The sequence below is a fragment of the Janthinobacterium salmonicoloratum genome, from assembly GCF_051380845.1.
GTDB lineage: Bacteria > Pseudomonadota > Gammaproteobacteria > Burkholderiales > Burkholderiaceae_D > Janthinobacterium > Janthinobacterium lividum_F.
Genome location: NZ_JBNYXV010000006.1, coordinates 202,973 through 229,487, shown reverse-complemented (window position 1 = coordinate 229,487; position 26,515 = coordinate 202,973). Strand labels below are relative to the sequence as shown.

The window sequence follows — 26,515 nt, the reverse complement described above, 5'->3', positions numbered from 1 at the left end:
GAGCTAACCTCATGCCAGTTTTTCCAATACGTGTGCGATCGCCTCATTGGCGTCGCGCTTGCCTGCTGCCAGTGCCGCTTGCGCCATCTGCTGGCAGCTGTCGCGCGTCAAGGACGCCAACAAGGCGCTCAGCGACGCCGCACTCATTTCCGTCTGCGGCAGATGAATCGCCGCGCCTTGTTTTGCCATCCATTGCGCGTTGTCGCGCTGGTGGCTGGTGGTCGACGCCACCAGCGGCACGAGCACGCTGGCCACGCCGGCCGCCGTCAATTCCGACAAGGTGATCGCGCCTGCGCGGCAAATCACCAGATCGGCCTCGGTGTACGCCTTGGCCATGTCGTCGATGAAATCGACCACATTGGCTTGCACGCCCGCCTGCGCATATGCGGCATGCAGGGCGTCGATATTCTTCTTGCCCGACTGGTGCGTCACCAGCGGACGTTCGCCCTCCGGCATCAGCGCCAGCGCGGCAGGCAGATTGTCGTTCAGCGCTTTCGCGCCCAGGCTGCCGCCCACCACCAGGATGCGCAGCGGCCCGCTGCGGCCCGCGAAACGGGATGCCGGCGGCGCCATGGCGAGGATCTCGGCGCGCACGGGATTGCCCGTGACGACGGCCTTGCCGGCGGCGCTGCCGAAATCGGCGGGAAAGCCGAAACACACTTGCTGCGCCAGCGGCACCAGGGTCTTGTTCGACAACAGCAGCGCCGCGTCGGCATTCACCAGCACCAGCGGCACGCCCTTCAGGCGCGCCATCAGGCCGCCCGGCACGGTGACGTAGCCGCCCATGCCCATCACCACGTCCGGCTTGCGGCTGGCGATGAAACGGCGGATGGCAAAAAAGCTGGCCAGCATCCTGAAACCGCCCTGGATGGTGTGCGCCAGGCCCTTGCCGCGCATGCCCGAGAACGCGATGGCGTCCATGGGAATACCGCTTTTCGGCACCAGCTCCTGCTCCATGCCGTGGGTCGTGCCCAGCCAGCTCACTTCCCAGCCGCGCGCGCGCATCGTCTGCGCAATCGCCAGGCCCGGGAAAATATGGCCGCCTGTACCGGCTGCCATGATCATCAGTCTTTTCGTCGTTTTCAAGTTCGTCACGTTGTTCATAGCCGGCCTCCCCGCATCAGGATCCGGTTTTCGTAATCGATGCGCAGCAAAATCGCCAGGCCGATACAGTTAATCAGTACGCCCGTGCCGCCATAACTCATCAAAGGCAAGGTCAGGCCCTTGGTCGGCAGCAGGCCAAGGTTCACGCCCATGTTGATGAAGGTCTGCACGCCGATCCAGATGGCGATGCCTTTCGCCGTCAGGCCGGCAAAGGTCTGGTCGATGGCGATCGCCTGGCGGCCGATGTCGAAGGCCCGCTTGATAATCCAGTAGAACATGCCGATCACGATCAGCACGCCCACCAGTCCCAGTTCCTCACCGATCACGGCCAGCAAAAAGTCCGTATGCGCTTCGGGCAGGTAATGCAGTTTTTCCACGCTGCCACCCAGGCCCACGCCAAACAGTTCGCCGCGCCCGAAGGCGATCAGCGAGTGCGTCAGCTGGTAAGCCTTGTTCAGCGCATTGTCTTCCTGCCACGGATCGAGATACGCAAAAAACCGCTCGCGGCGGAATTTCGACAAGGCGATGATGGTGACGAAGATCGCCGTCAGCATGGCGCCGATGCCGCCGAACCAGATGGCGTTGACGCCGCCCAGGAACAAGATGCCCATGGCGATGCAGACGATCACGCCGAAAGCACCGAGATCGGGCTCCATCAGCAGCAGCAGGCCGACGAAGCTGACGGCCAGCGCCATCGGCATGAAGCCCTTGGTCAGCTTGTGCATGTATTCCTGCTTGCGCACCGTGTAGTCGGCCGCGTACAGCACCATCACCACCTTCATCAGCTCGGACGGCTGCGGCCGCAGGCCCGGCAGGTTCAGCCAGCGGCGCCCGCCGTTGACCGACACGCCGAGGCCCGGTATCAGCACCATCACCAGCAGCACCAGGGTGCCGATGAACAGCCACGGCGCCATCTTTTGCCAGGTGGCCACGGGGATGCGGAACACCAGCGCGCCGACGACGATCGACACGCCGATGAACAGCGCCTGGCGTACGACAAAATAATTGTTGGTGTAGGCGGCAAACTTGCGCGCGTCCGACAGCGAAATCGACGCCGAATACACCATCACCATGCCCAGCAACATGAGCAGCAGGACTACCCACACCAGCGGCTTGTCATAGTCCATCATCTTCGACTGCCGCGCGCGGCTATCCAGCGGCTTGGCAGCCGAGCCGGAACCAAAGCTGAAGGGCAGTTGGAAGGCCATCAGATATCCTGTCCGTTTTCCAGGGCGATGTCGCGCACGGCGTCGACAAACACCTGCGCGCGGTGCGCATAGTTCTTGAACATGTCCAGGCTGGCGCATGCGGGAGACAGCAGCACGGCATCGCCGGCCAGCGCCAGGCTGCTGGCGCGCTTGACGGCTTCCGGCAAGGTGGCGCAGTCGACGATGTCCACGCCGGCAGGCTCAAGGGCCATGCGCAAGGCCGGCGCATCGCGGCCGATCAGCACCACGGCGCGCACATAGCGCGCCACAGGTTCAGCCAGCGGCGAGAAATCCTGCCCCTTGCCATCGCCGCCGGCGATCAGCACCAGACGCTGTTCCGCGCCGCCAAACGCCTTGCCCAGGCCGAACAGGGCCGCCACTGTCGCGCCCACATTCGTACCCTTGCTGTCGTCGTAGTATTCGACTTCATTGACGGCCGTGATCAGCTCCACCCGGTGCGGCTCGCCCTGGTATTCGCGCAAGCCATGCAGCAGCGGCGCGAATGGCAGGCCGATGGCGCGGCACAGGGCCAGCGCCGCCAGCGCATTCGAGGCATTGTGCTGGCCGCGGATTTTCAGCGCGTCGGCCGGCATCAGCTTCTTGGCCATCGTCGGCACCGGTTCCGGCGCAGGATCGTTCTTCTTGCGTTTTTTCTCGATGACTTCTTCGCTGGGCACGGCTTGCGCCAGCCAGAAGATGCCCCGTTCATTGACCAGGCCAAAACTGTCCACCTCCGCTGGCTCGCCCGTGCCGAAGGTGACGGTCTCGGTCAGCGGATCGGCCATGTGCATCACGGCGGCATCGTCGCGGTTCAGGATGCGCACGGTCTGGTCGCCGAAGATGCGCGCCTTGTCCTTGGCATACGCAGCCATGTCGCCATGCCAGTCCAGGTGGTCCTGCGACAGATTCAGGACCGTGGCCGCATCGGCCTGCAGGCTGAAGGTCGTGTGCAACTGGAAGCTGGACAACTCCAAAATCCACGCCTGCGGCAAGGTGCTGGCGACAGCTTCCGCCACGTCAGCTTCCGCATCCACCGGCTGCGGCGCAGGCTCGGCATCGAGCACTTCGCGCAGCACATCCAGCGCGGCCGGGCTGATATTGCCGGCCACGCGCGTGGCCAGGCCCGCGCGTTCGCACAGCAAGCCTACCAGGCTGGTCACCGTCGTCTTGCCATTCGTGCCCGTGATGGCGATGACTTTCGGCGCATAGCCGCGTTCCGCCTTGAGCGCGGCCAGCGCTTGCGCGAACAGTTCGATCTCGCCCCACACGGGGATATTTTTTTCCAAAGCGGCCGGCGCGATTCCAGCCAGTTCGCGCTGCGGCGCCAGGCCAGGACTGACGGCGACGAAATCGACGCCGTCGAGCAGGTCGGCCGTGAAGGCGCCGGCGATGAATTGCGCCTGCGGCACGGCGGCCTGCAAGGCAGCCAGGCGCTCAGGGGCTTCCCTTGTATCGGCCACGCGCACGGCCGCACCGCTGCGGGCCAGCCACAGGGCCATCGCCAGCCCCGATTCGCCGAGGCCCAATACCAGTGCGGTTTTAGCGTCGTACATCATCAGCGCAGCTTCAAGGTGGTCAGGCCGAGCAGCACCAGCATCATGGTGATGATCCAGAAACGCACGACAACCTGCGTCTCCTTCCAGCCTTTTTGTTCAAAATGGTGATGCAAGGGCGCCATCAGGAAGACGCGGCGGCCCGTGCCATAGCGCTTCTTGGTGTACTTGAACCAGACTACCTGGATGATCACGGATAGTGTTTCGACGACGAAGATGCCGCCCATGATGAACAGGACGATTTCCTGACGCACGATGACGGCGACGGTGCCCAGTGCGCCGCCCAGTGCCAGTGCGCCCACGTCGCCCATGAACACTTTCGCGGGGTGCGTGTTATACCAGAGGAAGGCCAGACCGGAACCGGCCAGTGCGCCGCAGAAAATCACCAGTTCGCCGGCGCCCGGGATATGCGGAATGAACAGGTAACGCGCATACGTGGCGTTACCCGTCAGGTAGGCGAACAGGCCCAGGGCCGTGCCCACCATCACGGTCGGCATGATGGCCAAACCATCGAGACCATCCGTGAAATTGACGGCGTTGCTGGTGCCGACGATGACGCAATAGGTCAGCGCAATGAAGCCCCACACGCCCAGCGGATAGCTGATGGTCTTGAAGAACGGGACGATCAGGTCGGCCTTCGGCGGCAAGTCCATGGCGAAGCCCGATTGCACCCAGGCGTAGATCAGATTCCACACCTGGCCGGCATTGGGCTCGGAGATGGAGACGGAAAACGCCAGGTAAAACGCGGCGGCGATGCCGATCAGCGACTGCCAGAAGTATTTTTCACGCGAGCGCATGCCTTCCGGGTCCTGGTGCACCACCTTGCGGTAGTCATCGGCCCAGCCGACGGCGCCAAAGCCCAGCGTGACGATCAGCACGGGCCAGATGAAACGGTTCGACAGGTCGGCCCACAGCAAGGTGGAAATGCCGATGGCGATGAGGATCAGCACACCGCCCATGGTCGGGGTGCCGTGTTTTTTCAGATGCGTTTGCGGACCGTCCGTACGCACGGCCTGGCCGACCTTCATGCGCGTGAGCATGCGGATCACGGCGGGACCGGCGCACAGGCCGATCAGGATCGCCGTCAGGGTGGCGAAGACGGCGCGGAACGTGATGAAGTTAAAGACCCGCAGTGGGCCAATGTCGTCCTGGAAATAATGAGCGAGCCAGAGCAGCATGATTAGTGAGCTTCCTTGTTATTGTTGTTTGAACCAATCAAATGCTGCACGGCCCGTTCCATCTTCATGAAGCGGGAGCCCTTGATTAATACTGTTGCATCCGAACGGCCGGACAAATGCGCATCGAGCGCCACCAGCAAACCGTCGAACTGTTCGAAATACTCCACGACCGTGCCTGATTCCTGGCTGGCGGCTTCCTGCGCCGGATTGACCAGATGGCGCGCCAGGCCGCCCGTCGCCAGCACGTGTTCGATGCCTTTGGCGGCGGCGTAAGCGCCGATCTCTTCGTGGAACTGCTGCCCCTGCGTGCCGACTTCGCCCATCTCACCCAGCACCAGGATGCGCGGTGCCGCGGCCTGCGCCAGTACATCGATGGCCGCGCGCGCCGAATCCGGATTGGCGTTATACGTGTCGTCGATGATGGTGGCGCCATTGGCGGCACGTTTTTTCTGCAGGCGTCCATTCACGGGAGAAAACGCCTCCAGGCCCTGCTTGATATATTCGATGGCAATGCCGGCGCCAATCGCGCATGCCACGGCCGCCAGCGCATTGCGCACATTATGATCGCCTGCCGCCTGCAAGCCGACGAAGAACTGGCGCAGGCTGCCGTCCTGTGCGCGCACGCTGACGAATAGATCGCTGCCAAAATCCTCGGCCGCGCGGTGCGTGCAGCTGACATCCGCCTCCTTCGACAGGCCGAAGGTGATGACGGCGCGCGCGCCGGCCAGTTCGCGCCACAGGGGCGTGAATTCATCGCCATGCGGGAAGACGGCCACGCCATCGTCGGCCAATGCCGCCAGCGCGGCGCCGTTCTCGCGCGCCACCGCTTCCACCGTATGCATGAATTCCTGGTGCTCGCGCTGCGCGTTGTTGACCATCGCCAGAGTCGGCGCGGCGATCGCCGCCAGGCGCGCGATTTCCCCCGGATGGTTCATGCCCATCTCGATGACGGCCGCCTTGTGTTCTTCATTCAGGCGGAACAGGGTCAGGGGCACGCCGATCTCGTTATTCAGGTTGCCGCGCGTGGCCAGCCGGCCTTCTTCGCCAAAGGCCGCCGCCAGGATGGATGAAATCATTTCCTTGACGGTGGTCTTGCCGTTGCTGCCGGTGACGCCGATGACGGGCAAGCTAAAACGGCCGCGCCAGAGGTTGGCGATGCGGCCCAGTGCGACCAGGGTATCGGCGACCACGATGGCCGGTACCTTGCTGTTATCCCAGCCTGCCGGCAGGCGCTCGACTACCACGGCGGCGACGCCGCGCGCGGCCACCTGGTCGAGGAAATCGTGGGCGTCGAAACTCTCGCCGCGCAGGGCGACGAAGAGCGAACCGGCTTGGGCGCTGCGGCTGTCGGTGGAAACGCCGTCAAAAACGGCGTCGCCCGTCAGCTGTGCGCCATCCAGTGACGGCATCAGTTCGGCCAGGCTGGCGTGCATGAGGCGGTCCATCAGTTCGTCCTCATCATCGTCAGGCGCGCGGACAGGGCCAGCTGCGCATGGTCTGCATCGGAGAACGGCAGTTTCTTGCCCTTGATTTCCTGGTACGGCTCATGGCCCTTGCCTGCCAACAGGATCACGTCCGGCTTGGCCGCGTGCTTGATGGCCGACAAAATGGCCCCGGCGCGGTCTTCGATGGCTTGCGGCTGCGGACCGTCGGCACGCATGCCGGCGACGATCTGCGCGATGATGGCGTGCGGATCTTCGCTGCGCGGATTGTCGCTGGTGACCAGCACGTGATCAGCCAGCTGCGCGATGGCGCCCATCTGCGGACGCTTGCCCGGATCGCGGTCACCGCCGCAGCCGAACACGCACCACAGCTGGCCGCCCCGCTCCTGCGCCACCTGGCGCAAGGCGGCCAGGGTTTTTTCCAACGCGTCCGGCGTATGCGCGTAATCGATGACGACCATTGGCGCCTCCTGGCCGCCCACCTGCTGCATGCGGCCCGGGGCCGGCTGCAGGGATTCGATGCCGTCGATGGCGGCGCGCAGGCCGGTGCCATGCGCCAGCAAGGCGCCCAGCACGGCCAGCGCGTTGCTGATATTGAAATGGCCCACCAGCTGCGTCTTGACCAGCGCCACGCCCAGCGCGCATTCCAGGTGGAAGTCGGTGCCGGCATGGCGGCTGCGGAACTGGCTGGCGCGCAGCATCAGCACGCCCGGCAAGTCGGGCAAGGCTGCCGCATCCTGCAAGGTGTAGCCAATCACCGGATATTCACCGGCCAGCTTGCCTTCCACGTGGCGCGCCAGGCGCAGGCCCATGGCGTCATCCAGGTTGATGACGGCCGTTTTCAGGCCGGGCCAATCGAACAGCTTGACCTTGGCCGCTTCGTAGGCCGCCATGTCGCCATGGTAGTCGAGGTGGTCGCGCGTCAAATTGGTGAACATGGCGACATCGAAATGCATGCCGGCCGCGCGGTCCTGGTCCAGGCCGATCGACGATACTTCGATGGCGACGGCTTTGGCGCCGGCGTCGCGCATGGCGGCCAGTTTACGCGCCAGCAGCACGGCGTCGGGCGTGGTGTAACCGGTGACGTCGAATTCGATGGCGCCGCGCGGCTTGCACAGGCCCACGCCCAAAGTCCCTATGACGGACGAGGTGTCACCGAGGCGCGCCAGGGCCTGCGCCAGCCATAGCGCGCACGAGGTCTTGCCATTCGTTCCCGTCACGCCGGCGCTGAACATGGCGCTGTCAGGCATGTCGTAAAAAGCATGCGCCACGGGGCCGGCCAAGCGTTTCAGGTCGCTGACCAGCAGATGCGGCACGCTCCATGCGGCGTTCCATTCGACGGCGTCATGCACGATGGCGGCGGCGCCCTGCTCGATGGCGGCGGCGATGAAATGCGTGGCGCCTGTGTAGGCGAAAAACACGTCGCCGCGCTGCACGCGGCGCGAATCGGACGTCAGCTGCCCGCACGGGGCAGCCGTTTTGATCCACAAACTGATGTCTTGTATGGTCATGAGTGACTTCACATGGCCTCCGGGCCGGCATTGGCCGGGACCACGATTTCGGTAACGGAGGAATCGGGCGGTACGTTCATCGCGCGCAGCGCGTTGGTCGCAATCGCCGCAAAAGCGGGAGCGGCAACCTGGCCACCATAGTGGGCGGCGCCGGTCGGTTCATCGATCATCACGGCAATGATGAAGCGCGGCGCCGACATCGGCACCATGCCCACGAAAGAGCCGATATATTTGCGCGGCATCGCATAGCGGCCGTTTTCAACTTTATAGGCGGTGCCCGTCTTGCCACCGACTCTGTAGCCGGCGACCTGGGCGCGCTTGGCCGAGCCGTGCGCGCCGGAGACCACCAGTTCCAGCATGGCGCGCATTTCGGCGGCCGTCTTCGGCTTGATCACTTGCTGGCCCACGGGCAGTTCATTGACCTTCTGGAACGACAGGGGAATCGTGTCGCCGTCGCGCGCGAACATCATATAAGAGCGCGCCAGCTGGATCAGCGACACGGAAATGCCGTTACCGTAGCTCATGGTTGCCTGTTCCACCGGGCGCCACGATTTATACGGGCGCACGCGACCGGCCACGGCGCCGGGGAAGCCCCATTTCGGCTGCTGGCCAAAACCCACCTTGGTAAACATTTCCCACATTTCCTGCGACGGCATGCCCAGTGCGATTTTCGAGGTGCCGATGTTCGACGACATTTCGATGATTTCGGAGACATTGATCACGCCGTGCGGCTTGGTGTCGGTGATCGTGCGGTCGGCGATGGTATAGCGGCCAGGGCCCGTGTCGATCAGGGTGGTCGGTTTGACCCGGCCCGTGTCGAGCGCCAGCGAGACCGTGATCGGCTTCAGGGTCGAGCCGGGTTCGAAGGTATCGGTCATGACGCGGTTGCGCAGCTGCTGGCCCGTGAGCTTGCGGCGGTCGTTCGGGTCGTAGCTGGGGTAATTGGCCAGGGCCAGCACTTCGCCCGTATGCACGTCGAGCACCACGGCGCCGCCGGCCTTGGCGTTGAATTTTTCCACCGCTTCCTTCAACTGCGTGAAGGCGATGTACTGGATCTTGCTGTCGACGGACAGGGTCAGGTCCTTGCCGTCATGCGGTTCGTGGATGAAGCCGATATCTTCGACGATGTGGCCCAGGCGGTCCTTGATCACGCGGCGGCTGCCGGTGGTGCCGACGAGGGTTTTCTGCTGCGCCAGTTCCATGCTTTCCTGGCCCACGTCTTCCACGTTGGTAAAGCCCACCACGTGGGTCATCACTTCGCCCTGTGGATAAAAGCGCTTGTACTCCTTGCGCTCGTCGATACCATCGATGCCCAGCTTGGAGATCTTGTCGGCCACGTCCATCTCGACCTGGCGTTTCAGGTAAACGAAGCTGCGATCCGAATCGAGCTTCTTGCGCAATTCGTTGACATTCATTTCCAGCAAGCCGGCCAGCGCATTGATTTTTTCGGGCGACGCCTGCAGCACGTCGTCGGGAATGGCCCAGATGGCTTTCACAGGGACTGACGACGCGAGCACCTGGCCATTGCGGTCGGTGATCTTGCCGCGCGTGGCCGGCAATTCCAGGGTGCGCTCATAGCGCGCCTTGCCCTGCTTTTGCAGGAACTGCGTCGACACGCCCTGCAGCCACAGAGCGCGCGCGCCCAGGCCGGCGAAAGCGAAGAACAGCAGGAACAGCACGACGCGCGAACGCCAGACGGGCAGGCGCACCGCCAGTACGGGGTTCTTCGAGAATGGCACGCCTTTCGATGCTGCCACCCGGCCGTTGCTGTTACCACCCAACTTCATTATTCGCCCTCCGTCAGGTATTGCGTACGCGCCGCTGTCAGCGGCGTCATGCTCAGATCGCGCCGTGCGATCGATTCGATGCGTTCATGCTTGCCCAGGGTGGACTGGTCCAGCTGCAGCTGCGCCCAGTCGATGTCGAGCTGGCGCGACAACGCTTGCGCGCGCTCCAGGTCGATCAGCAGGTGGCGCGACTGATACTGCGCGTTCACCAGCGACAGGCCGCAGCACACCAGCAGGGCCGACAGCACGACACATAGCTTGCCAGTCATCGGGGGCCGCCACTAAGTGGAATGGGCAAACGCTGCGCCACGCGCATCACGGCCGAACGCGAGCGGGGATTGCCCTCGATCTCGGCGTCGGACGGCTTCATCTTCGAAATCAGCTTCATTTCCGGCTGCGGCAAGTCGACCGCGCGGATCGGCAGACGGCGGTCAGGCTGCTCCACGTTCGCCTTCGAGGCGAAGAAGCGCTTGACCATGCGGTCTTCCAGCGAATGAAAGCTGATCACGGCCATGCGCGCGCCGGGCGCCAGGCAGGCATACGCCTGGTTCAGGCCGACCTCGAGATCCTCGAGCTCTTTGTTAATGAAAATGCGTATGGCCTGAAAGGTGCGGGTAGCGGGGTCCTTACCCTTCTCGCGGGTCTTGACGGCGCCTGCCACGATGCCGGCAAGCTGTCGTGTGCTTGAAATTGGCTGGACTGCCCGGCCAGCAACAATCGCCTTTGCAATCTGAAAAGCAAACCGTTCTTCCCCATAATCGCGTATCACTTTCTCTAAATTCTGCTCGGTTTCCACCGCCAGCCATTCGGCAGCGGAGATGCCGCGCGTGGTATCCATGCGCATGTCCAGCGGTCCGTCGTTGCGGAAGCTGAAACCGCGCGCAGCGTCGTCGACCTGCGGCGACGAGATGCCCAGGTCGAGCAAAATGCCATCGACCTGCTGCACGCCACGTTCGGCCAGGCTGGCCGTCATGGTGGCAAAGCTGTCGTGGACGATCTGGAAACGGGGGTCGCCGATCTGTTCGGCCGTGGCGATGGCCTGCAAGTCCTTGTCGAAGCCGATCAGGCGCGCGTCGGGCGCCAGGCGCGACAAAATCAATCGGCTATGGCCGCCGCGGCCAAACGTGCCGTCGACGTAAACGCCGTGCGCGCGGTCGCCCGACAGGTCGAGCGCATCGACCGCTTCATCGAGCAGCACCGTGCGATGCTGAAATTCCGGCACCGTGAGTTGTGTCATTACGGAGCCTTAGAAAGAAAAATTGGAAAGTACATCGGGGGTGCCGGCATCGATCGCCTGCTGTTCTTTGTCGGCCAACTTGGCGGCATCCCATATTTCAAAGTGGCTGCCCATGCCGATCATCATGACTTCGCGCGACAACCCGACGGCGTTGCGCAATTCGGGAGAGATCAGCACGCGGCCGGCCGAGTCCAGCTCGACGTCGACGGCGTTGCCGAGGAAGATGCGCTGCCAGGCGCGCGCCGACATGGGCCAGGCGGCGATTTGCTGGCGGTGGCTTTCCCACACGGGACGGGGGAAAAACAGCAGGCAGCCATCGGGGTGTTTGGTCAGGGTCAAGCGGCCTTCGCATTGAATCGCCAGCGCGTCACGGTGCTTGGCAGGGATAGACATCCTGCCTTTGGCATCGAGATTGATTGCGGACGCGCCTTGAAACACGGAAGACCTTTTTTGAGCTTGGGTTGCGACGCTTGCGCATCACGATGAAAAGGGAAAATTTCCCACAAAAACACACTTTTTCACACAGTTCCCCACTTTAGAGGAAGCAAAGATAGTGGTCAAGCGGTTTCCGATTGGTAAAACAGGAATTTTATTAATGAAATTAAGGACTTAGCGCATATCGTTGAAGGAGCTTCAAATAAAAATATATCGATAAATTAGATACTTATGAAAGATAGTGAATGTGCTACCTCATCTGCACACATGTGTTTTCCTACCGTAAACATCGAAAAAAACGAAATCAGAAAATTGAATTTTTTACAGTTAGTTGACACATGACAATACTTTCGTCATCCAGGCACAACAGCAATTAGCCACAGAGAAAGAGTTGGTTTAAAGCAAAAAACAATCGTCCATGGCGCGCACCGGCCCTGTTTTCCGGGGCTGAGCCCACGCGGGAAAAACTATTTTTGCAATGCAGCAATTAATTGAAAACAAGAAACTTTAACCAATTGTTCATCTTAGTTGTATATACAACTTTATCCTGAGTGCTATTCTTTTAGAAACAAAAAAAGCCCCGTTGCGGGGGCTTTTTTTGGCGCGCAACAGGCAAAGCGCCTGCTGCCGAGATGCTCCCTGGCGGGCCAGGGAGCAAGAATTCAAGTGAAGCAGGCCGGTAGGCCGGATTTTGTTACGGCGCCTTCCCTTGCAGGTCGGCACTATGACAGTCATTCCTCTAGGCGCCAGATTACTCGGGCGCTCAAGCTTTCTACCCGCACGCTCCGCGAGCAGCATCATCGCGTGCCTATTTGAAATTGCACCAGGTGGAGGTTACCGCGTTTCACCGTAACTTAATACGCTCGTCTCTGTGGCCCTATTCCTCGCCTTATACCTTACGGCTTTCGACGGACGGCCGTTAACCGTCACCCCGCTCTATGGAGTCCGGACCTTCCTCCCGCCAGCGCATTGCTGCGCCGGCCAGCGACTGTCTGGCCTGCTTCACCCGCCATTGTACCGCGCCGCAGCATGTTTCTGCAAAAAGGCCCGTGCAGGCGCGACACCGCTCACCGGGCCCCTCGTCGGGCCCCGGCCCGGGGGATTGTGTAATTCGGTGTCGCCATTTCAAAAGCCGGGCCAAATCGGCTCACATAGAATGAGGCAAGCTGCTTGCATGCAAGCGCATGCGCACCGCTTGCCCCACTTCTTTGCCACCCACTAGAACATAAAGAGCCGAACATGACGCAACAATCCCGTACCGGCGGCCAGATCCTGGTCGATGCCCTGCAGATCCACGGTGTCGACACCGCCTTTGGCGTGCCTGGCGAAAGCTACCTCGACGTACTCGACGCCCTGCACGATTCGGGCATCCGCTTCATCATCAACCGCCAGGAAGGCGGCGCCGCCTTCATGGCCGAAGCCTACGGCAAACTGACGGGCAAGCCGGGCATCTGTTTCGTCACGCGGGGACCGGGCGCCACCAACGCCTCGATCGGCGTGCACACGGCCTACCAGGATTCCACCCCGATGATCTTGTTCATCGGCCAGGTGGGCAATGATTTCGTCGACCGCGAAGCGTTCCAGGAAATCGACTACCGCCGCATGTACGGCCAGATGGCCAAGTGGGTGGCGCAGATCGACCGTGCCGAGCGCATTCCCGAATACCTGGCGCGCGCCTTCCAGGTCGCCACCAGCGGGCGCCCCGGCCCCGTCGTGCTGGCCTTGCCGGAAGACATGCTCATTTCCATGGCGACTGTCGCCGACACGCGCGCCTACCAGCCGGTGCAGGCGGCGCCATCGGACGCGCAGCTGCAACAGTTGCGCAGCATGCTGGCCGGCGCAAAGCAGCCGCTGGTCTTGCTGGGCGGCACCACCTGGACGCCGCAGGCATGCGCCGACCTGCAACAGTTCGCGGTAGCGAATCACCTGCCCGTCGCCTGCACCTTCCGCTTCCAGGACTTGCTCGACAATGCCCACCCGAACTACATCGGCGACGTCGGCATCGGCATCAACCCGAAACTGGCCGCGCGCGTGAAAAATGCCGACCTGGTCATCGCCATCGGCCCGCGCCTGGGCGAAATGACGACGGGCGGTTACACCCTGTTCGACTCGCCCGTACCACGCCAGCGCCTGGTGCACATCCATACGGATGCCGAAGAACTGGGCAGCGTCTACCAGGCCGAACTGATGATCAACAGCGGCATGCCGCAAGTCTGCGCCATGCTGGCCGCCATGGCCCCCGTCGACGCTTCCGTATGGAAACATACGCCTGCCGAAGCCAGGGCCGAGCTGGCCGCCTACCAAGAGCAGCCGCCCATCTTCCAGGATGGCCAGGCGCCGCTGGACCTGTGGCAAGTGACGCAAGAGATCATGGCGCAAGCGCCCCGTGACACCATCCTGACGAACGGCGCCGGCAATTACGCCTCGTGGGCACACCGTTTTTATCGTTACGGCGGCATGCGCACGCAGCTGGCGCCAACTAACGGCGCCATGGGCTACGGCGTGCCGTCCGGCGTGGCGGCGAAGATTGTGCACCCAGAGCGCACCGTGATCACCTTTGCCGGCGATGGCGAATACATGATGAATGGCCAGGAACTGGCCACCGCCGTGCAATACCAGGCAGGCGTGGTCATCATCGTCTTCAATAACCAGATGTTCGGCACCATCCGCATGCACCAGGAACGCGATTACCCGGGCCGCGTGTCGGGCACGACCCTGCACAACCCGGATTTTGCGGCCCTGGCGCAAGCGTATGGCGCGCATGGCGAAGTGGTGAATACGACAGAAGAGTTCGCTCCCGCCCTACGGCGCGCGCTGGCGCACGCCAAGGCCAACAACTTGCCGGCCCTGATCGAACTGCGCTACGACGGCAACCTGATCACGCCGAACGCCACTCTGGCCACCATCCGCGCCACGGCGGAAAAGGCGCAAGCGGCCAAATAAGCCCCTTGCAAGGCTGAAAATAACAAAGGCCCGGTCGATACCGGGCCTTTTTCTTTTTGACAGCAGCAATCGCTCAGGCAGCGGGCACTGGCGCGCTTTCCTCGGCAGGCACTGCCTCGGCGGGCGCCTCCGGCATCGGCGGGCATGGGGTGCAGTTTTTCAGGGGACGGCCGAAATCGCGCACGCGGCTCAGTTTCATGGGCATGCGCACGTTGCCGCCGCAGTAATCGCCTTCCAGGGTCAGGGTCTGTCCATCCTTCGAAAACTTGCCGACGATGGTGCGCTCTTCGCTGTCGGCGCCGGCGATGGTGAAGTCGAAGGCGCCCGTGGCGGCGTCCAGGTTGACGTCGTTGGCCACGATGGGCCAGCTCAGGGCGCCTGCCGTGAATTCATAGATGACGGAATCGGCCTCGGCAAAGCGGTGCAGGGTCACGCGCTGGCCGCCGATTTCACCGCTATCCTTTTGCAGGCACAGGTCGGAGTAGACGGCCACGCCGTAGCGCTCCAGTCCGGCCGGCTTCTTGCCCTTGACGGCAGCGACAGCGGCGCCCGTGGCGCCAGCGAGCAACAGCGCGGCCAGCATGGCGGCCAGGCGCGGCGATGGGTATGGATACATGGCATTCCTTTACTTGAGTAACGGCGCCATTATAACTGGCGCCGCACATGCAAAAACGCGCCGCCAGGACTAGCCTGGAGACGCGTTTCCTTGCTTATCAGCATCCCCGAAGGGATGCTGGCAGCGGTACTAAGCTTCGCTTGCGCGAATATTAGAACGAGTGACGAACACCAACGTTGAAGGCTTTGTCGCCCGTACCGACGTTGCTGTTGTTGCCAACAGTGTAGCCAGCGTTGTTTTTGTTCGAGATCTTAGCGTACGAAGCGTAGGTGCTGGTGCGCTTCGACAGAGCGTACGAGTAGCCCACTGCGAACTGGTTAGCATCGGCGTTCAGGCCCGATTTGTCGTTCACGTGGATAACCGAAGCCATCACGGTGCCGGCTGGACCAACTGGTACCGTTGCGCCGATCAGGGCGGTGGTGCTGTCGTCGCTGGTTGCGGCCGAGGTGTAGTTGAATGCATTCAGGTTGCCGTTGTTACGCAGCGAGCTGTTTGCACCTTTGTTGACGCCGTAGGCAGCATACGCTTTCGCAACTGCGAAGTCGTAGTTAGCAGCAACCAGCCAGTTACGTGCGCTGCCAGCATCGCTGATAGCGGTTTCGTTGCTGGTGGTGTTGTAAGCAACACGTGCGTTCAAAGGACCGTTAGCGTAGCCAACCGACGCGCCCATTTGGCGACCGATTTTGCTGGATACCAGGCTCTCTTGGCCGTTGTTGGCGGTGCTGTAAGCAACGTCAGCATCGAAGCCGTTGAAGTTTGGCGAGGTGTACAGCACGGTGTTGCTGGTGCGGGTCGTGTTCGCTGGGAACAAGTTCTTAGCGGAACCAGCGTAGCCAACTGCGAATGGATCAGCAACTTTCGACAGGGTGTTGTACCAAGGGGTGTATTGACGACCCAGGGTTACCGTACCAGCCGTTTTGCTGCTCAGGCCAACGTAGGCTTGACGACCAAACAGCGCTTCACCTTCTTGCGCACCGGTATCAACTTTGAAACCCGATTCCAGAACGAACAGTGCCGACAGGCCGCTGCCCAGATCTTCGGTGCCTTTGAAGCCCAGACGGGAAGCCGAAGCAACGCCGCTATCGATTTTGTTAACGTTGCCGTTAACACCACCGCGCTCGCTGACGAAACCAGCGTCAACGGTACCGTAGATAACAACGCTCGATTGAGCTTGGGCTACGCCAGTGGCTGCTGCCAGAACTGCCAGGGTGATCAGAGTTTTTTTCATTGCGATTTCCTTTAATTTTGAAGCAAAAAGTAATACAGCCTATGCATCTCGAGCTGCGCTCTAACAGAGCGCTTTTTATGAGTGAGGGCAAGGTCTCCACCTGCCACATTGCTGTTCCGGTCAGAGGAACAATTCATATCGGTATCGGCACGCTATTGCACCGATAAGCTTGAAGGCTGCAGAGCGACCGTATTTTCATGCGACGGTTCGGTGCTCAAAGGGCACCGGAAGCGGCACTATAACGACCGTTTCACATTCCATCAAGTTCCGACATGTTACTTCCGGTACCAGGCCGGTTGCTTTTTCAGGCATCCCGATCATCGCCAACCGTACTACGCGATAGAGCCAGTGCCCCTTGCCAACCAATGCATTGGCCTGATTGACCATTCCATCATAGCGCATGCCTTGTCGATACCCGTTGTATTAGTGCAACAGTATCAGGCATATGATTAAAACATCAACATGCTTTACCCATCATTTGCCCTGCATCATTTACGCGACAAAGCGCACAATTTGTCAGGCGATAATGGATAAACGGGACGAAGCATACACGGCATCGCCAATGTTTGCTGCCGGATGCCCGAAAACGGGAAATAAGGCGCCCTGTTTTGGTGCGTTGCCGCATTATTCAGGGGCGTAGGCGCGATTTTCGACGTCGTCGCACGCGTCGAAAAACTAGGCAGAGTATCAATATAATTACTGACTTTGCGGTAATTTAAATTGCTCACATAGAAATGTTTTTCCTGTTTTCCAGCACGCGCGCCGGGTGCCGGCTTGGAACGGATGAGGACGACTCTTGCTTGCAAATTCCGCATCAGTTGAAACAATTTCTTACAATGTTGCCTTCTCAATATTTTGACATTTTTGTCTCTAAAAAACGACACATTGACCGAAATCAAGTTTTCGCCAGCCCAATTCCACACAATTTACTTTTTCTTTTTCGCATTTTTTGCTTAAAAGCATCAAGAAACACGCTTAGCGCTGACTTGCGCGCCTGAGCATGCGCATGAAACCACCGAGCAATGGCAGTTTTTCATACAATTCTTCCACCGCATCCCAATAATCCCGGTGCAATATCACCCGTCCCTGCGCATCGAAACGCAGATGTGTTGCGCCACGGATACATTGTTCGCCAGATACCAGGCGTTTCATGCGAAAGCGAAACTCCCACGTCAGGAACGCTTGCTCCCCCTGCCCCAGGCTTTCCAGCACGACAAACCGGGGCGCATCGACTTGCACGAACATGTGCTCGAAGATGGCCAGGATGGCGGCATGGCCCTGTACCTCGTTGAACGGGTCCTTGAAGCGGGCGTCTGGCGCATACACGGCGCCCAGCTGTGCCAGGCCCTCCAGGCTCAGGTGCTCGTAAAACGCCACCAAGCGCGCCAGCGGAGCCTCCATGGTTGCACTCATAGGCCCGTCACCTTGCGGATCAGCCAAAAATAGGCGCGATACGGCAACAGCCGTGCCAGGCGCATGGCATTCGTGAAGCGCTTCGGAAAGTGGATGTGGAACTGGCCCCGCTCGATGCCGTCGAGCATGGCGGCGGCCGCGTCCTTCGCCGTCATCAAGGCCGGCATGGTGAAATCATTGTCCGCCGTCAGGGGCGTGGCGACAAAACCAGGATTGATTTGATACACATCAATCCCGCGTGGATGAAGGTCCAGGTACAGCGACTCCGTCAGGTTGATCAGCGCCGCCTTGCTGGCGCCATACGCAAGCGCCTTGGGCAAGCCGCCATAACCGGCCACCGAAGCGACGATGCCGATGCCGCCGCTGCCCTGACGCAACAGCCACGGCAAGGCCTGCTCCAGGCAATTGAAGACGCCGCCCACATTCAGGGCCAGCAAGCCCTGGGCTGCATCGAGGTCGAAGCTATCGGCGCGCATGGCCTGATAGCCGCCAGCAAGCACCAGTATCAGGTCGATATGCGTCCACTGCTGCTGCAATTCTACGCAGACGGCCCGCAGCTGCGCATGCTGGGTGATATCGAGCGGTAAAGCCTGCGCCAGCGGCTGTCCCTCGCACAGCTGTTCCAGGCTGGCGCGGTGGCGGGCTGACAAGGCCACGCTGGCGCCCTGCTCCAGCAGCAAGGTGGCACAGGCGGCGCCGATGCCGCTGGAAGCGCCGATGATCCACACGCGCTTGCCAGCCCAGCTGGTGATCTTGCGATTCATGGGGCCGCCTGTGGACGCTTGCTGAACGATAAAGTAACGGCGCCCAGGCTGAAACCGAACTTGCTCATGGCGGCGCGGTTAAGCATGACCTTGTCATCCATCAGGAACATCCAGTCCTCGAAGTCGACGTGGTAGACCGTGCCATCGACGGGCAGCGCCAGTACGTATTGCCAGCGCAGCGCATTGCCAGCCACTTCGCCGACGGCTTCCCCGATCACGTCGGGCGCCGTGCCGATGAAGCGTCCGGGCGCCGTCTTGCGCAAAGTCCACACGCGCCGTTGGCGGCTGCCGTCCGAGTACGTGAAATCCTCGTCCAGAATGCCCGAATCGCCCTGCCAGCTGGCGCGTATCACTACAGTGAAACGCTTGACCACCTTGCCAGAGCGGTCCTGGAAGATGCCGTGGGCATCGAGCGTGCCGTTGAAGTACTGTTGCAGATCCAGTAAGGGTAACTCCTGCGCGTAGGTGGCCGGCGTGGGCGGCGTGGAACAGCCGGCCAGCGCCAGCAACAGGGCCGCCAGCGGCAGGCGACGTTTGCAATAGTTCATGAAGCGCATGCGCGATTCTCCAGGTGGTCACTATATATATGTTGTAGGGGCGCGCGCCACAGCAGGAGCGCCGCCAGCAGTTTCAAGGCGCAGGGCAGCAAGGCGTAGCTTGCCGACAGGGCCGGCAAGCCGCCGCTGCTGCCCGGCACATAGCCGAGCCAGGCCAGCAGGGGCAAGGCGATGCCGGCCGCCAGCGCCAGGCTCATCTGCACGCCCCAGTTCCACCAGCCGAAATACGCCGCTTCGTGCCGGCCCGCATGACCGGCCGCGCCGATCAGCCCTGCCAGCAGGGCCGGCGGCAAGGCCAGGTCGGCCCCAAGCGCCAGGCCCGACAGCAAGCAGATGGCGGCAAAGCCCCAGGCGGCGCCCGCGCCCAGGCCATAGGCCCAGACAAACACGCTGGCGGCCAGCAGCATGGCGCCGCCCCAGGCGCGCGCTTCGCCAAAGCGGCGTGCCAGGGCCACCCACACGGGCATCGAGGCGGCCGCAGCGCAAAAATAGACGATCAGGAACGGTCCTGCGTAATGGCCCAGGCGCAAGTAGTCGGTGGCAAAGAACAGGAACAGGGTGGCGGGAATGGCAGCGGCCACGCCATTCACGAGCAGGACAGCAAACAGCCAGCGAAACGCGCGCTGGCGCAATGGCAACTTCCAGCCATTGCCGGAGACTGCTGCCTCGGCACTGCGCAAGACAGGACGCGGCGCGCGCGCCAGCAGCAGTGCGCCCGCCGCCAGCAGGCAGACGGCAAAGGCCAGCGACAAGCCGTCATAGCCGAGCACGGAAGTCAGCCCCGCCGCCAGGATCACGCCGAGCAAACCGCAGCCTTCGCGCACGGCCGCCACCCGCGCCCGCTGCGCGCGCGCTTGGCTCAGGGCCGCGCCCCAGCTCTGGTGCGCAATGCCGGCCAGGCCATAGGCGGCATAGACGAGCAGCAAGGCGGCCAGGAACCAGGCCAGGGTCGCCGCTTGCGGCATGGACGGCGGATGAAACAGGGCGCCAAAGCCCAGCAGCAGCAACGGTAGCGCGGCGCCGACATAGACGGCATAGCTGCGCCCGCCCCGCGCCATCCAGGCACCGAGGGCAGGATCGATGAAGGCGGCGGCGATGCGGGCCGCCAGCAGTACGGCGCCGATTTGCGCCAGGTCAAGACTGCTGCGCTGCGCATAAAACGGCGCCACATATATATAGATGGGCAGCGCCAGCATGGCCAGCGGCAAGCCGAACAGGCCATAGCTGAACAAGGCCGGCAAAGTCAAAGCGCTGGCCCCGGCAGTCATGGCAGCGGCGCGGCACTCTGCAACAGCGCGCCGCGCAGCTTGGGCGCCGTGGTCGATGGAGAGAGCCAGATGGCGAAGAAGGCGCGCGCAAAGTCGCCATCGCTCACGTCGGCCAGCACCTTGCCGTCGAGGTAAAAGCGCACGCCCGGTGCGATGCCGGCCCGGTAGGCGCCCGCGATGCGCTGATCTTCCTTGACGTCAGGAAAGATACGTTGCATGGTGGCCAGCCACGCCAGGCGCTGCGCTTCCGTGCCGGCGCCTATCTTCTGCATTTGTTCATAGCTGGCCTCGGCGATCTTCCTGCCATCGAGCGCACGCGCGTAGCGCAATTCCAGCACGAAGGGCGCCGTGGCCGACGCCGTGCCCTGATAGCCATTCGCGCCCACCCACAGTTGCGCGCGATAAATACGCATGCCAAACCACGTATAGTCGCCCTCGCCCGCCAGGCGGGCCTCGGGCACGTCGGCAGCGACAAAGGCAGGCGGCGCGGCCATGGCAGCGGACATGCTCAACGACAGCACAACAGCGGCAAGCAAGCGGCGCATGGTCAGTCCTTGATCAGGGTAAATTGCATCACATCCGTGTTATGCGCCTGGAAGGCAGCCTCGCAATACGCGAGGTAAAACTCCCAGGTCAGCAGGAAACGGCCATCGAATCCCTGCCTTTCCAACGCCGTGCGCTGGGCCAGGAAGCTGGCGCGCCACTGGCGCAAGGTTTCCGCGTAATCGAGGCCAAAGCTGAAGGCGTCTTGCACGCGCAAGCCCTGCGCCTCGGCGGCGCGGCGAAACTCGGCCGGCGAAGGCAGCATGCCGCCCGGGAAAATGTACTGTTGAATAAAGTCCGTGCTCTTGCTGTAGCGCTCGAACAAGGCATCGGCGATGACGATGGTCTGGATGCAGGCCCGTCCGCCTGGCTTCAGGTTGCGCGCCACGCACGCGAAATAGCCGGGCCAGTAGCTTTGCCCCACGGCTTCAAACATCTCGATCGAGGCGATGGCGTCGTACTGGCCGTGGCTGTCGCGGTAGTCGCACAGTTGCAGGTCGGCCTGCCCTGCCAGCCCCGCATCGTGCAGGCGCTGGCGCGCATAGGCGAGCTGCTCGGTCGACAGGGTCAGGCCCGTCACGTGGGCGCCGTAGCTGCGCGCCGCCGTTTCCGCGAAACCGCCCCAGCCACAGCCGATTTCCAGCACGCGCTGGCCCGGCTGCAGCTGCAACTGCTCCGCAATGCGCGCGTATTTCGCCCCCTGCGCCGCTTCCAGGCTGGCGCCTTCGGTAAACAGGGCGCTCGAATACGTCATCGACGGGTCCAGCCACAGCTGATAAAAGGCGTTGCCGATGTCGTAATGGGCGTGAATATTCTTCTTGCTGCCGGCACGTGAATTGCGGTGCAGCAAATGGCGCACCTTATAGATCAGGTTACCCCACCAGTTGCCGTAGATCAGAGATTCAATCTGCGCGCGGTTGCGTATCATCAATTCGATCAAGCCCGGCAAATTGTCCGTGCGCCAGTCGCCGGCGATAAACGTTTCCGCAAAGCCGATGTCGCCCGAGCGCAGGACGGCCGAACACAAACGCCAGTTATGCAAGTCCAGGGTGACGGGGTGGCTGCCGTCGCCGTACTGCAGGACGCTGCCGTCAGGCGTACGCAGGCGCAGGGCGCCATGCTGCAATTTTTGCAGCAGGCGCACAATCATGCGCCCGGCAGCGGGCATGTCCAGGTGCGCGTGGTCGTGCAAGTGCGCGGGGCAAGCGCTGCTGCGCGTGTGCAGGCCGGTCGGCAGGGAATCAGAGCTCATCGGGACACCTTTTCTTGTGGAGGGTGGGGTTTGCTGAAAAACGGCACGCGGCGCAGCCACAGGCGCAAGGCTTGCCAATGGATGCGCGCCATCACGCCAAACGTCATCAGGGGGTAGCGCAGCAAGGCCCAGGCGATGCCACCATCGCGCAGCGGCTGTGCCGTGCCGGACAAGCTCGTCTGCAGCAGCGGGCCAGCGAGGTCGTCGTAATCGACCCGGGCCAGGTGGCGCTCGCCGTCTTGTTCGCTATTGCGCAGGAAACGGAAGCGGTACCGGCCTTCCACCTTGCAAAACGGTGACACATGGAAAATTTTCTTGGCGACCAGTTCGCTGCCATACGCGATGGCGCCGCCCTGCTCGAGCAAGTACAGATGGCGCTCGCCAAAGGTATTGCGCACATCGCAGACCACGGCCCGCAGCGCGCCATCCGAGCGGTGGCAAAACCAGAAACTGATGGGATTGAAGACATAGCCGAACATGCGCGGCATGGTTTGCAGCCAGATTTCGCCACCCGCGTCCAACACGCCATGCTGGCGCAGCAAGCCATCGATCCAGTCCAGCAGCGGCGTCGCGCCATCGCCGTGGTCGCTGTCGCGGAAGGACAGCAGATTGGCGCCGTTGCGCGAAATCAAGCGTGCCGGGAAATCCTGCATCCCCATGCTGCGCAGCGGTAGGCGCAGATAAAACATGCCATAACTGAAAGCATGGGCGCGCGGACGCAGCCGCGCATGGCGCACCCGCCCCAGGCACAGCTGGGGCTGCGTCGGAGAAGGCTGCGTGGGATCACGCGGCATGGCCGAGCTCCGCGGATGCCAGGCCCAGCAGACTTTGCGCCACGGCCAAGCCCGACTTCAAGCCGTCTTCATGGAAACCGTAGCCCGTCCAGGCGCCCGCAAACCACGTGTGCTGCGCGCCCTGGAAACCGGCCAGGCGCGCCTGGGCGGCAATGGCCGCGCCATCGAACACGGGGTGGGCATATGAAAACTCGTCGATGATGGACGCCGGATCGGGTTCGTCGAGCGGATTGAGCGAGACGAGGACGGGCGTGCTGAACGGCAAAGGCTGCAGCTGGTTCAGCAAATAATGCACGCACACTTGCGGCGCCTCGCCTTCCGCCACTGCCGGCCGGCCCTGGTAATTCCAGGCCGACCAGGCACGGCGGCGCTGCGGCAGGCAAGACGCATCCGTATGCAGCACAGCGCGATTGGGCTGGTAGCGCACGGCTTCGAGCACGGAACGCTCGTCGTCGCGGATATCCGCCAGCAGGGCCAGCGACTGGTCGCTGTGGCAAGCCAGTACGACGTGATCGACATGCTCGACGCCGGCGGCCGTATGCAGCTCGACCATGCGCGCGCCGCCGTGCGGCTGGCGGCGCACGGCCAGCACGGGGCACGCCAGGCGCTGCTGCGGGATGGCCGCCAGCAGTTTTTCCACGTACACGCGCGAGCCGCCCCGCACCGTGCGCCATTGCGGCCGGTCGCTCACTTGCAGCAAGCCATGGTTGTGGCAAAAACGAATGAAAGTAGCCAAGGGAAAGGCCAGCATCTGGCGCGCCGGGCACGACCAGATGCAAGCGGCCATCGGCAGCAGATACCAGTGGCGGAACTCTTCGCCATAGCCGTGCAGGTCAAGAAACTCGCCCAGCGACAGGACCGGCGCCGGCAAGCTTCCCGTGGCAAGGGCGCTGGCCTGGCGGTTGAAGCGCAGAATATCGCGCAACATGCGCAGGAAGGCGGGGCGCAGCAGATTGCTACGCTGGGTAAACACGGTATCGAAATTGGCGCCCGCCCATTCCAGCACGCGGGCATCGGACGAGGCGCCCAGCGGCATCTTCACGGAAAACGACATATCGCTGTCTGCCGCCTCGACGCCCAGTTCCTGAAACAGCTGCACCAGGTTCGGATAGGTGGCGTGATTGAACACGAGAAAACCCGTATCGACGCCATGCGTGACGCCATCGAGCGTGACATCCACCGTGTGGCTGTGACCGCCAAAGTAGTCGCCCGCTTCATACAAGGTGACGTCCTGGCCCGCCTGCGCCAGGCGATACGCACACGACAAACCGGCAATTCCTGCTCCGACGACGGCAATTTTCATAAGTACACCTGTATTGAGTTTGTCCTGGACAAAACGAGCCTCATGGATAATCGATGAAATATTGATTCGTGTCAATGAGTGCTCTCAGCCATTCACAAACTTATACGCCGGCCATTTGCAATCGGATTCAGTTATTTGGTCCGGGGCAGCGGAAGGCGTAAAATGCATGCCACGTTCTTCCGCAAGCGAGCAAAGCCACCCTGGTATGGATACTGACCTGCAACCTACTTCCGCCTTCAGCATCGGTGATGTCGAACGCGACACCGGGCTGGCCAAGGAAACCTTGCGTGTGTGGGAGCGCCGCTACGCCTTCCCCCAGCCCCGGCGCGACGCCTTTGGCGAGCGCAGCTACCCTGCCGAGCAAGTACAAAAACTGCGCATGGTCAAGCGCCTGCTGGACCTCGGATTTCGTCCGGGAAAAATCATGCAGCACAGCACCGCGCAGCTGCAGCAGCTGGCCAGCGCCGGCAGCGCGGCGCAGCCCTTGCCGCAACCGCAACTGGCGCATTACCTGGCCCTGTGCCGCGGTCACCAGATGGCGGAACTGGGCGACGCCCTGCGCCAGGCGCTGGCCGTACTGGGTCTGAAAGCGTTCACCATCGACGTCATCGCCCCCCTCACCAGCATGGTGGGCGAAGCGTGGGCGTGCGGCGAACTGGCTGTATACGAAGAGCATCTATATAGCGAAACCTTGCAGACGGTGATGCGCCATGCCATTTTTTCGCTGCCGCAAGCTAGCAGCCCGTCCACGCGCTCGCCGCGCATCGTCCTCAGTACCTTCCCGCAGGAGCGCCATGGCCTGGGGCTGCTGATGGCCGAGGCGCTGTGTGCGGCGGCCGGCGCCCATTGCATGTCGCTGGGGGTGGAAACACCGCTGACGGACATCGTCGCGGCCGCCCGCGCACAGCGGGCCGATATCGTGGCGCTGTCGTTTTCCAGTGCCAGCAAGCAACGGCAAACGCGCGACAGCCTGCAGCAGTTGCACGCGAGCTTGCCGCCAGACATGGAATTGTGGGCAGGCGGACGCAGTCCCGTCCTGTACAAGCACCCGCCGCCCTTTTTGCATGTGCTGGACTTGCGGCAAGTCGAGGAAAGCATCGCCGACTGGCGCCGCCGCCGCCAGGCACTCGCCCTGCAAACCCACTGAACCGGCTGGAAAGCGCGGCAACTGCGGCGATCTCCGTGGATAGCCGGGCAATGTTGCCAATCGAACAGTAAAACATGAAGGGCCGGGCCCGCTCTGGTAGAATAGCCCGTAACAACAGTGTCCGGCGCCGCCGGGCCTTAGGTCAGCACCCGCCACCACACATCCATGTTTAGTTTCTTCAAGAAAAAACCCATCGCTCCCGAGGCTGCACCAGCCGAGCCCCTCGTCCTTCCCGCCGCCACGCCGCCTGCACCACAGCCTGCCGCTGCGCCCCTGAGCGGCGCGCCGGCCGAGCTCGTGCCTGTGATCGTGGCCGCCGAACCCGAGAAAAAATCGTGGATGACGCGCCTGAAGGCGGGCCTGTCAAAAACCTCGAACACCTTATCCGTGCTGTTCGTCGGCGCGAAGATCGACGACGCCCTGTACGAAGAGCTGGAAGCGGCGCTGCTGATGTCGGACGCCGGCATCGACGCCACGGAATTCCTGCTCACGGAATTGAAGAAAAAGGTCAAGGAAGACAAGCTGCTCGACGCCGCCGCCGTCAAGACTGCGCTGAAAGTGCTGCTGATCGACCTGCTCTCGCCGCTGGAAAAGCGTTTCGAGCTGGGCCGCCACAAGCCGCTGGTGATGATGATTTCCGGCGTAAATGGCGCCGGCAAGACCACCACCATCGGCAAGCTGGCCAAGCACATGCAGTCGAACAACCAGTCGGTGCTGCTGGCTGCGGGCGACACCTTCCGCGCCGCCGCGCGCGAGCAGCTGATGGTCTGGGGCGAGCGCAACAACGTCACCGTCATCTCGCAGGAATCGGGCGATCCGGCCGCCGTGGCCTACGACTCGGTGCAGTCGGCGAAAGCGCGCGGCATCGACGTGGTGATGGTCGACACGGCGGGCCGCTTGCCGACGCAGTTGCACCTGATGGAAGAATTGAAGAAAATCAAGCGCGTGATCGGCAAGGGCATGGAGGGCGCACCGCATGAAACCCTGCTCGTCATCGACGGCAACACGGGCCAGAATGCCTTGACGCAAGTGAAAGCGTTTGACGATGCCCTGCAGTTGAGCGGCCTGGTGATCACCAAGCTGGACGGTACCGCCAAGGGCGGCGTGCTGGCGGCAATTGCCCGCGTACGTCCCGTGCCCGTGTATTTCATCGGCATCGGTGAGAAAATTGAAGACTTGCAGCCTTTCGTGGCTGCCGAATTTGTCGAAGCGCTGCTCGGATAAGCCTATAC

The 26,515-nt window shown here is 62.3% G+C and carries 23 protein-coding genes and 1 other RNA gene; 3 read left to right on the top strand and 21 right to left on the bottom strand.

The window, feature by feature from the left end; all coding sequences use genetic code 11:
- Positions 1–9 precede the first annotated feature (9 nt).
- From murG to rnpB, 11 genes are all read right to left on the bottom strand, one after another.
- The gene (murG, locus tag ACQ4WY_RS24235) at positions 10–1,104 is read right to left on the bottom strand and encodes an undecaprenyldiphospho-muramoylpentapeptide beta-N-acetylglucosaminyltransferase (protein ID WP_436506261.1); all 1,095 of its coding nucleotides are present in this window, start codon (positions 1,102–1,104) and stop codon (positions 10–12) included.
- On the bottom strand, positions 1,101–2,312 hold the full coding sequence (ftsW, locus tag ACQ4WY_RS24230) for a putative lipid II flippase FtsW (RefSeq protein WP_436506260.1): 1,212 nt from the start codon (positions 2,310–2,312) through the stop codon (positions 1,101–1,103). Before ftsW ends, murG begins: the two co-directional genes overlap by 4 nt.
- Positions 2,312–3,868, bottom strand: a complete 1,557-nt coding sequence (murD, locus tag ACQ4WY_RS24225) for a UDP-N-acetylmuramoyl-L-alanine--D-glutamate ligase (RefSeq protein ID WP_436506258.1) — start codon at positions 3,866–3,868, stop codon at positions 2,312–2,314. Before murD ends, ftsW begins: the two co-directional genes overlap by 1 nt.
- A complete protein-coding gene (mraY, locus tag ACQ4WY_RS24220; RefSeq protein WP_101483926.1) occupies positions 3,868–5,043 on the bottom strand; it encodes a phospho-N-acetylmuramoyl-pentapeptide-transferase in 1,176 nt (391 codons plus the stop codon). The genes murD and mraY overlap by 1 nt, the downstream gene beginning before the upstream one ends.
- Positions 5,044–5,045: 2 nt before the next feature.
- Positions 5,046–6,476: a UDP-N-acetylmuramoyl-tripeptide--D-alanyl-D-alanine ligase gene (locus ACQ4WY_RS24215; RefSeq protein ID WP_436506298.1), complete on the bottom strand. Its 1,431-nt coding sequence runs from the start codon at positions 6,474–6,476 to the stop codon at positions 5,046–5,048.
- 11 nt (positions 6,477–6,487) lie between these two features.
- Positions 6,488–7,996, bottom strand: coding sequence for a UDP-N-acetylmuramoyl-L-alanyl-D-glutamate--2,6-diaminopimelate ligase (locus ACQ4WY_RS24210; protein ID WP_436506256.1), 1,509 nt, complete (start codon positions 7,994–7,996; stop codon positions 6,488–6,490).
- Positions 7,997–8,004: 8 nt separating this feature from the next.
- Positions 8,005–9,783: a peptidoglycan D,D-transpeptidase FtsI family protein gene (locus tag ACQ4WY_RS24205; protein ID WP_436506255.1), complete on the bottom strand. Its 1,779-nt coding sequence runs from the start codon at positions 9,781–9,783 to the stop codon at positions 8,005–8,007.
- Positions 9,783–10,052, bottom strand: a complete 270-nt coding sequence (gene ftsL, locus ACQ4WY_RS24200; RefSeq protein WP_034748894.1) for a cell division protein FtsL — start codon at positions 10,050–10,052, stop codon at positions 9,783–9,785. Before ftsL ends, ACQ4WY_RS24205 begins: the two co-directional genes overlap by 1 nt.
- Positions 10,049–11,020: a 16S rRNA (cytosine(1402)-N(4))-methyltransferase RsmH gene (rsmH, locus tag ACQ4WY_RS24195; RefSeq protein WP_436506254.1), complete on the bottom strand. Its 972-nt coding sequence runs from the start codon at positions 11,018–11,020 to the stop codon at positions 10,049–10,051. The genes ftsL and rsmH overlap by 4 nt, the downstream gene beginning before the upstream one ends.
- A 9-nt stretch (positions 11,021–11,029) precedes the next feature.
- Positions 11,030–11,458: a division/cell wall cluster transcriptional repressor MraZ gene (gene mraZ, locus ACQ4WY_RS24190; RefSeq protein WP_071079390.1), complete on the bottom strand. Its 429-nt coding sequence runs from the start codon at positions 11,456–11,458 to the stop codon at positions 11,030–11,032.
- Between the two features lie 661 nt (positions 11,459–12,119).
- Positions 12,120–12,459: RNase P RNA component class A (rnpB, locus tag ACQ4WY_RS24185), an RNA gene on the bottom strand.
- 235 nt (positions 12,460–12,694) lie between these two features.
- Here rnpB and ACQ4WY_RS24180 point away from each other — a divergent pair.
- Positions 12,695–14,398, top strand: a complete 1,704-nt coding sequence (locus tag ACQ4WY_RS24180; RefSeq protein WP_436506253.1) for a thiamine pyrophosphate-binding protein — start codon at positions 12,695–12,697, stop codon at positions 14,396–14,398.
- Between the two features lie 73 nt (positions 14,399–14,471).
- Here the strand turns inward: ACQ4WY_RS24180 and ACQ4WY_RS24175 are convergent, their stop codons facing one another.
- From ACQ4WY_RS24175 to ACQ4WY_RS24130, 10 genes are all read right to left on the bottom strand, one after another.
- Positions 14,472–15,014, bottom strand: coding sequence for a hypothetical protein (locus ACQ4WY_RS24175; RefSeq protein WP_353658822.1), 543 nt, complete (start codon positions 15,012–15,014; stop codon positions 14,472–14,474).
- Between the two features lie 151 nt (positions 15,015–15,165).
- Positions 15,166–16,242, bottom strand: coding sequence for a porin (locus ACQ4WY_RS24170; protein ID WP_436506252.1), 1,077 nt, complete (start codon positions 16,240–16,242; stop codon positions 15,166–15,168).
- A gap of 975 nt (positions 16,243–17,217) precedes the next feature.
- A complete protein-coding gene (locus tag ACQ4WY_RS24165) occupies positions 17,218–17,655 on the bottom strand; it encodes a nuclear transport factor 2 family protein (protein ID WP_436506251.1) in 438 nt (145 codons plus the stop codon).
- Positions 17,652–18,419, bottom strand: coding sequence for an SDR family NAD(P)-dependent oxidoreductase (locus ACQ4WY_RS24160; protein WP_436506250.1), 768 nt, complete (start codon positions 18,417–18,419; stop codon positions 17,652–17,654). Before ACQ4WY_RS24160 ends, ACQ4WY_RS24165 begins: the two co-directional genes overlap by 4 nt.
- Positions 18,416–18,976, bottom strand: a complete 561-nt coding sequence (locus tag ACQ4WY_RS24155) for a DUF3833 domain-containing protein (RefSeq protein ID WP_436506249.1) — start codon at positions 18,974–18,976, stop codon at positions 18,416–18,418. The genes ACQ4WY_RS24160 and ACQ4WY_RS24155 overlap by 4 nt, the downstream gene beginning before the upstream one ends.
- Positions 18,964–20,244: an MFS transporter gene (locus tag ACQ4WY_RS24150; protein ID WP_436506248.1), complete on the bottom strand. Its 1,281-nt coding sequence runs from the start codon at positions 20,242–20,244 to the stop codon at positions 18,964–18,966. Before ACQ4WY_RS24150 ends, ACQ4WY_RS24155 begins: the two co-directional genes overlap by 13 nt.
- Complete coding sequence (locus ACQ4WY_RS24145) at positions 20,241–20,789, bottom strand: chalcone isomerase family protein (RefSeq protein ID WP_436506247.1); 549 nt, start codon at positions 20,787–20,789, stop codon at positions 20,241–20,243. Before ACQ4WY_RS24145 ends, ACQ4WY_RS24150 begins: the two co-directional genes overlap by 4 nt.
- Positions 20,790–20,791: 2 nt before the next feature.
- The gene (locus ACQ4WY_RS24140) at positions 20,792–22,039 is read right to left on the bottom strand and encodes a class I SAM-dependent methyltransferase (protein ID WP_436506246.1); all 1,248 of its coding nucleotides are present in this window, start codon (positions 22,037–22,039) and stop codon (positions 20,792–20,794) included.
- Positions 22,036–22,833: a DUF1365 domain-containing protein gene (locus ACQ4WY_RS24135; RefSeq protein WP_436506245.1), complete on the bottom strand. Its 798-nt coding sequence runs from the start codon at positions 22,831–22,833 to the stop codon at positions 22,036–22,038. The genes ACQ4WY_RS24140 and ACQ4WY_RS24135 overlap by 4 nt, the downstream gene beginning before the upstream one ends.
- Positions 22,823–24,136 (bottom strand): NAD(P)/FAD-dependent oxidoreductase, encoded by a 1,314-nt coding sequence (locus ACQ4WY_RS24130; protein ID WP_436506244.1) that lies wholly within the window; start codon positions 24,134–24,136, stop codon positions 22,823–22,825. The genes ACQ4WY_RS24135 and ACQ4WY_RS24130 overlap by 11 nt, the downstream gene beginning before the upstream one ends.
- 166 nt (positions 24,137–24,302) lie before the next feature.
- Between ACQ4WY_RS24130 and ACQ4WY_RS24125 the strand changes: the two genes are divergently transcribed.
- Together ACQ4WY_RS24125 and ftsY are read left to right on the top strand one after the other, a co-directional pair.
- Positions 24,303–25,283: a MerR family transcriptional regulator gene (locus tag ACQ4WY_RS24125; RefSeq protein ID WP_436506243.1), complete on the top strand. Its 981-nt coding sequence runs from the start codon at positions 24,303–24,305 to the stop codon at positions 25,281–25,283.
- Between the two features lie 165 nt (positions 25,284–25,448).
- On the top strand, positions 25,449–26,507 hold the full coding sequence (gene ftsY, locus ACQ4WY_RS24120; RefSeq protein ID WP_436506242.1) for a signal recognition particle-docking protein FtsY: 1,059 nt from the start codon (positions 25,449–25,451) through the stop codon (positions 26,505–26,507).
- The last annotated feature ends 8 nt before the right edge of the window (positions 26,508–26,515 follow it).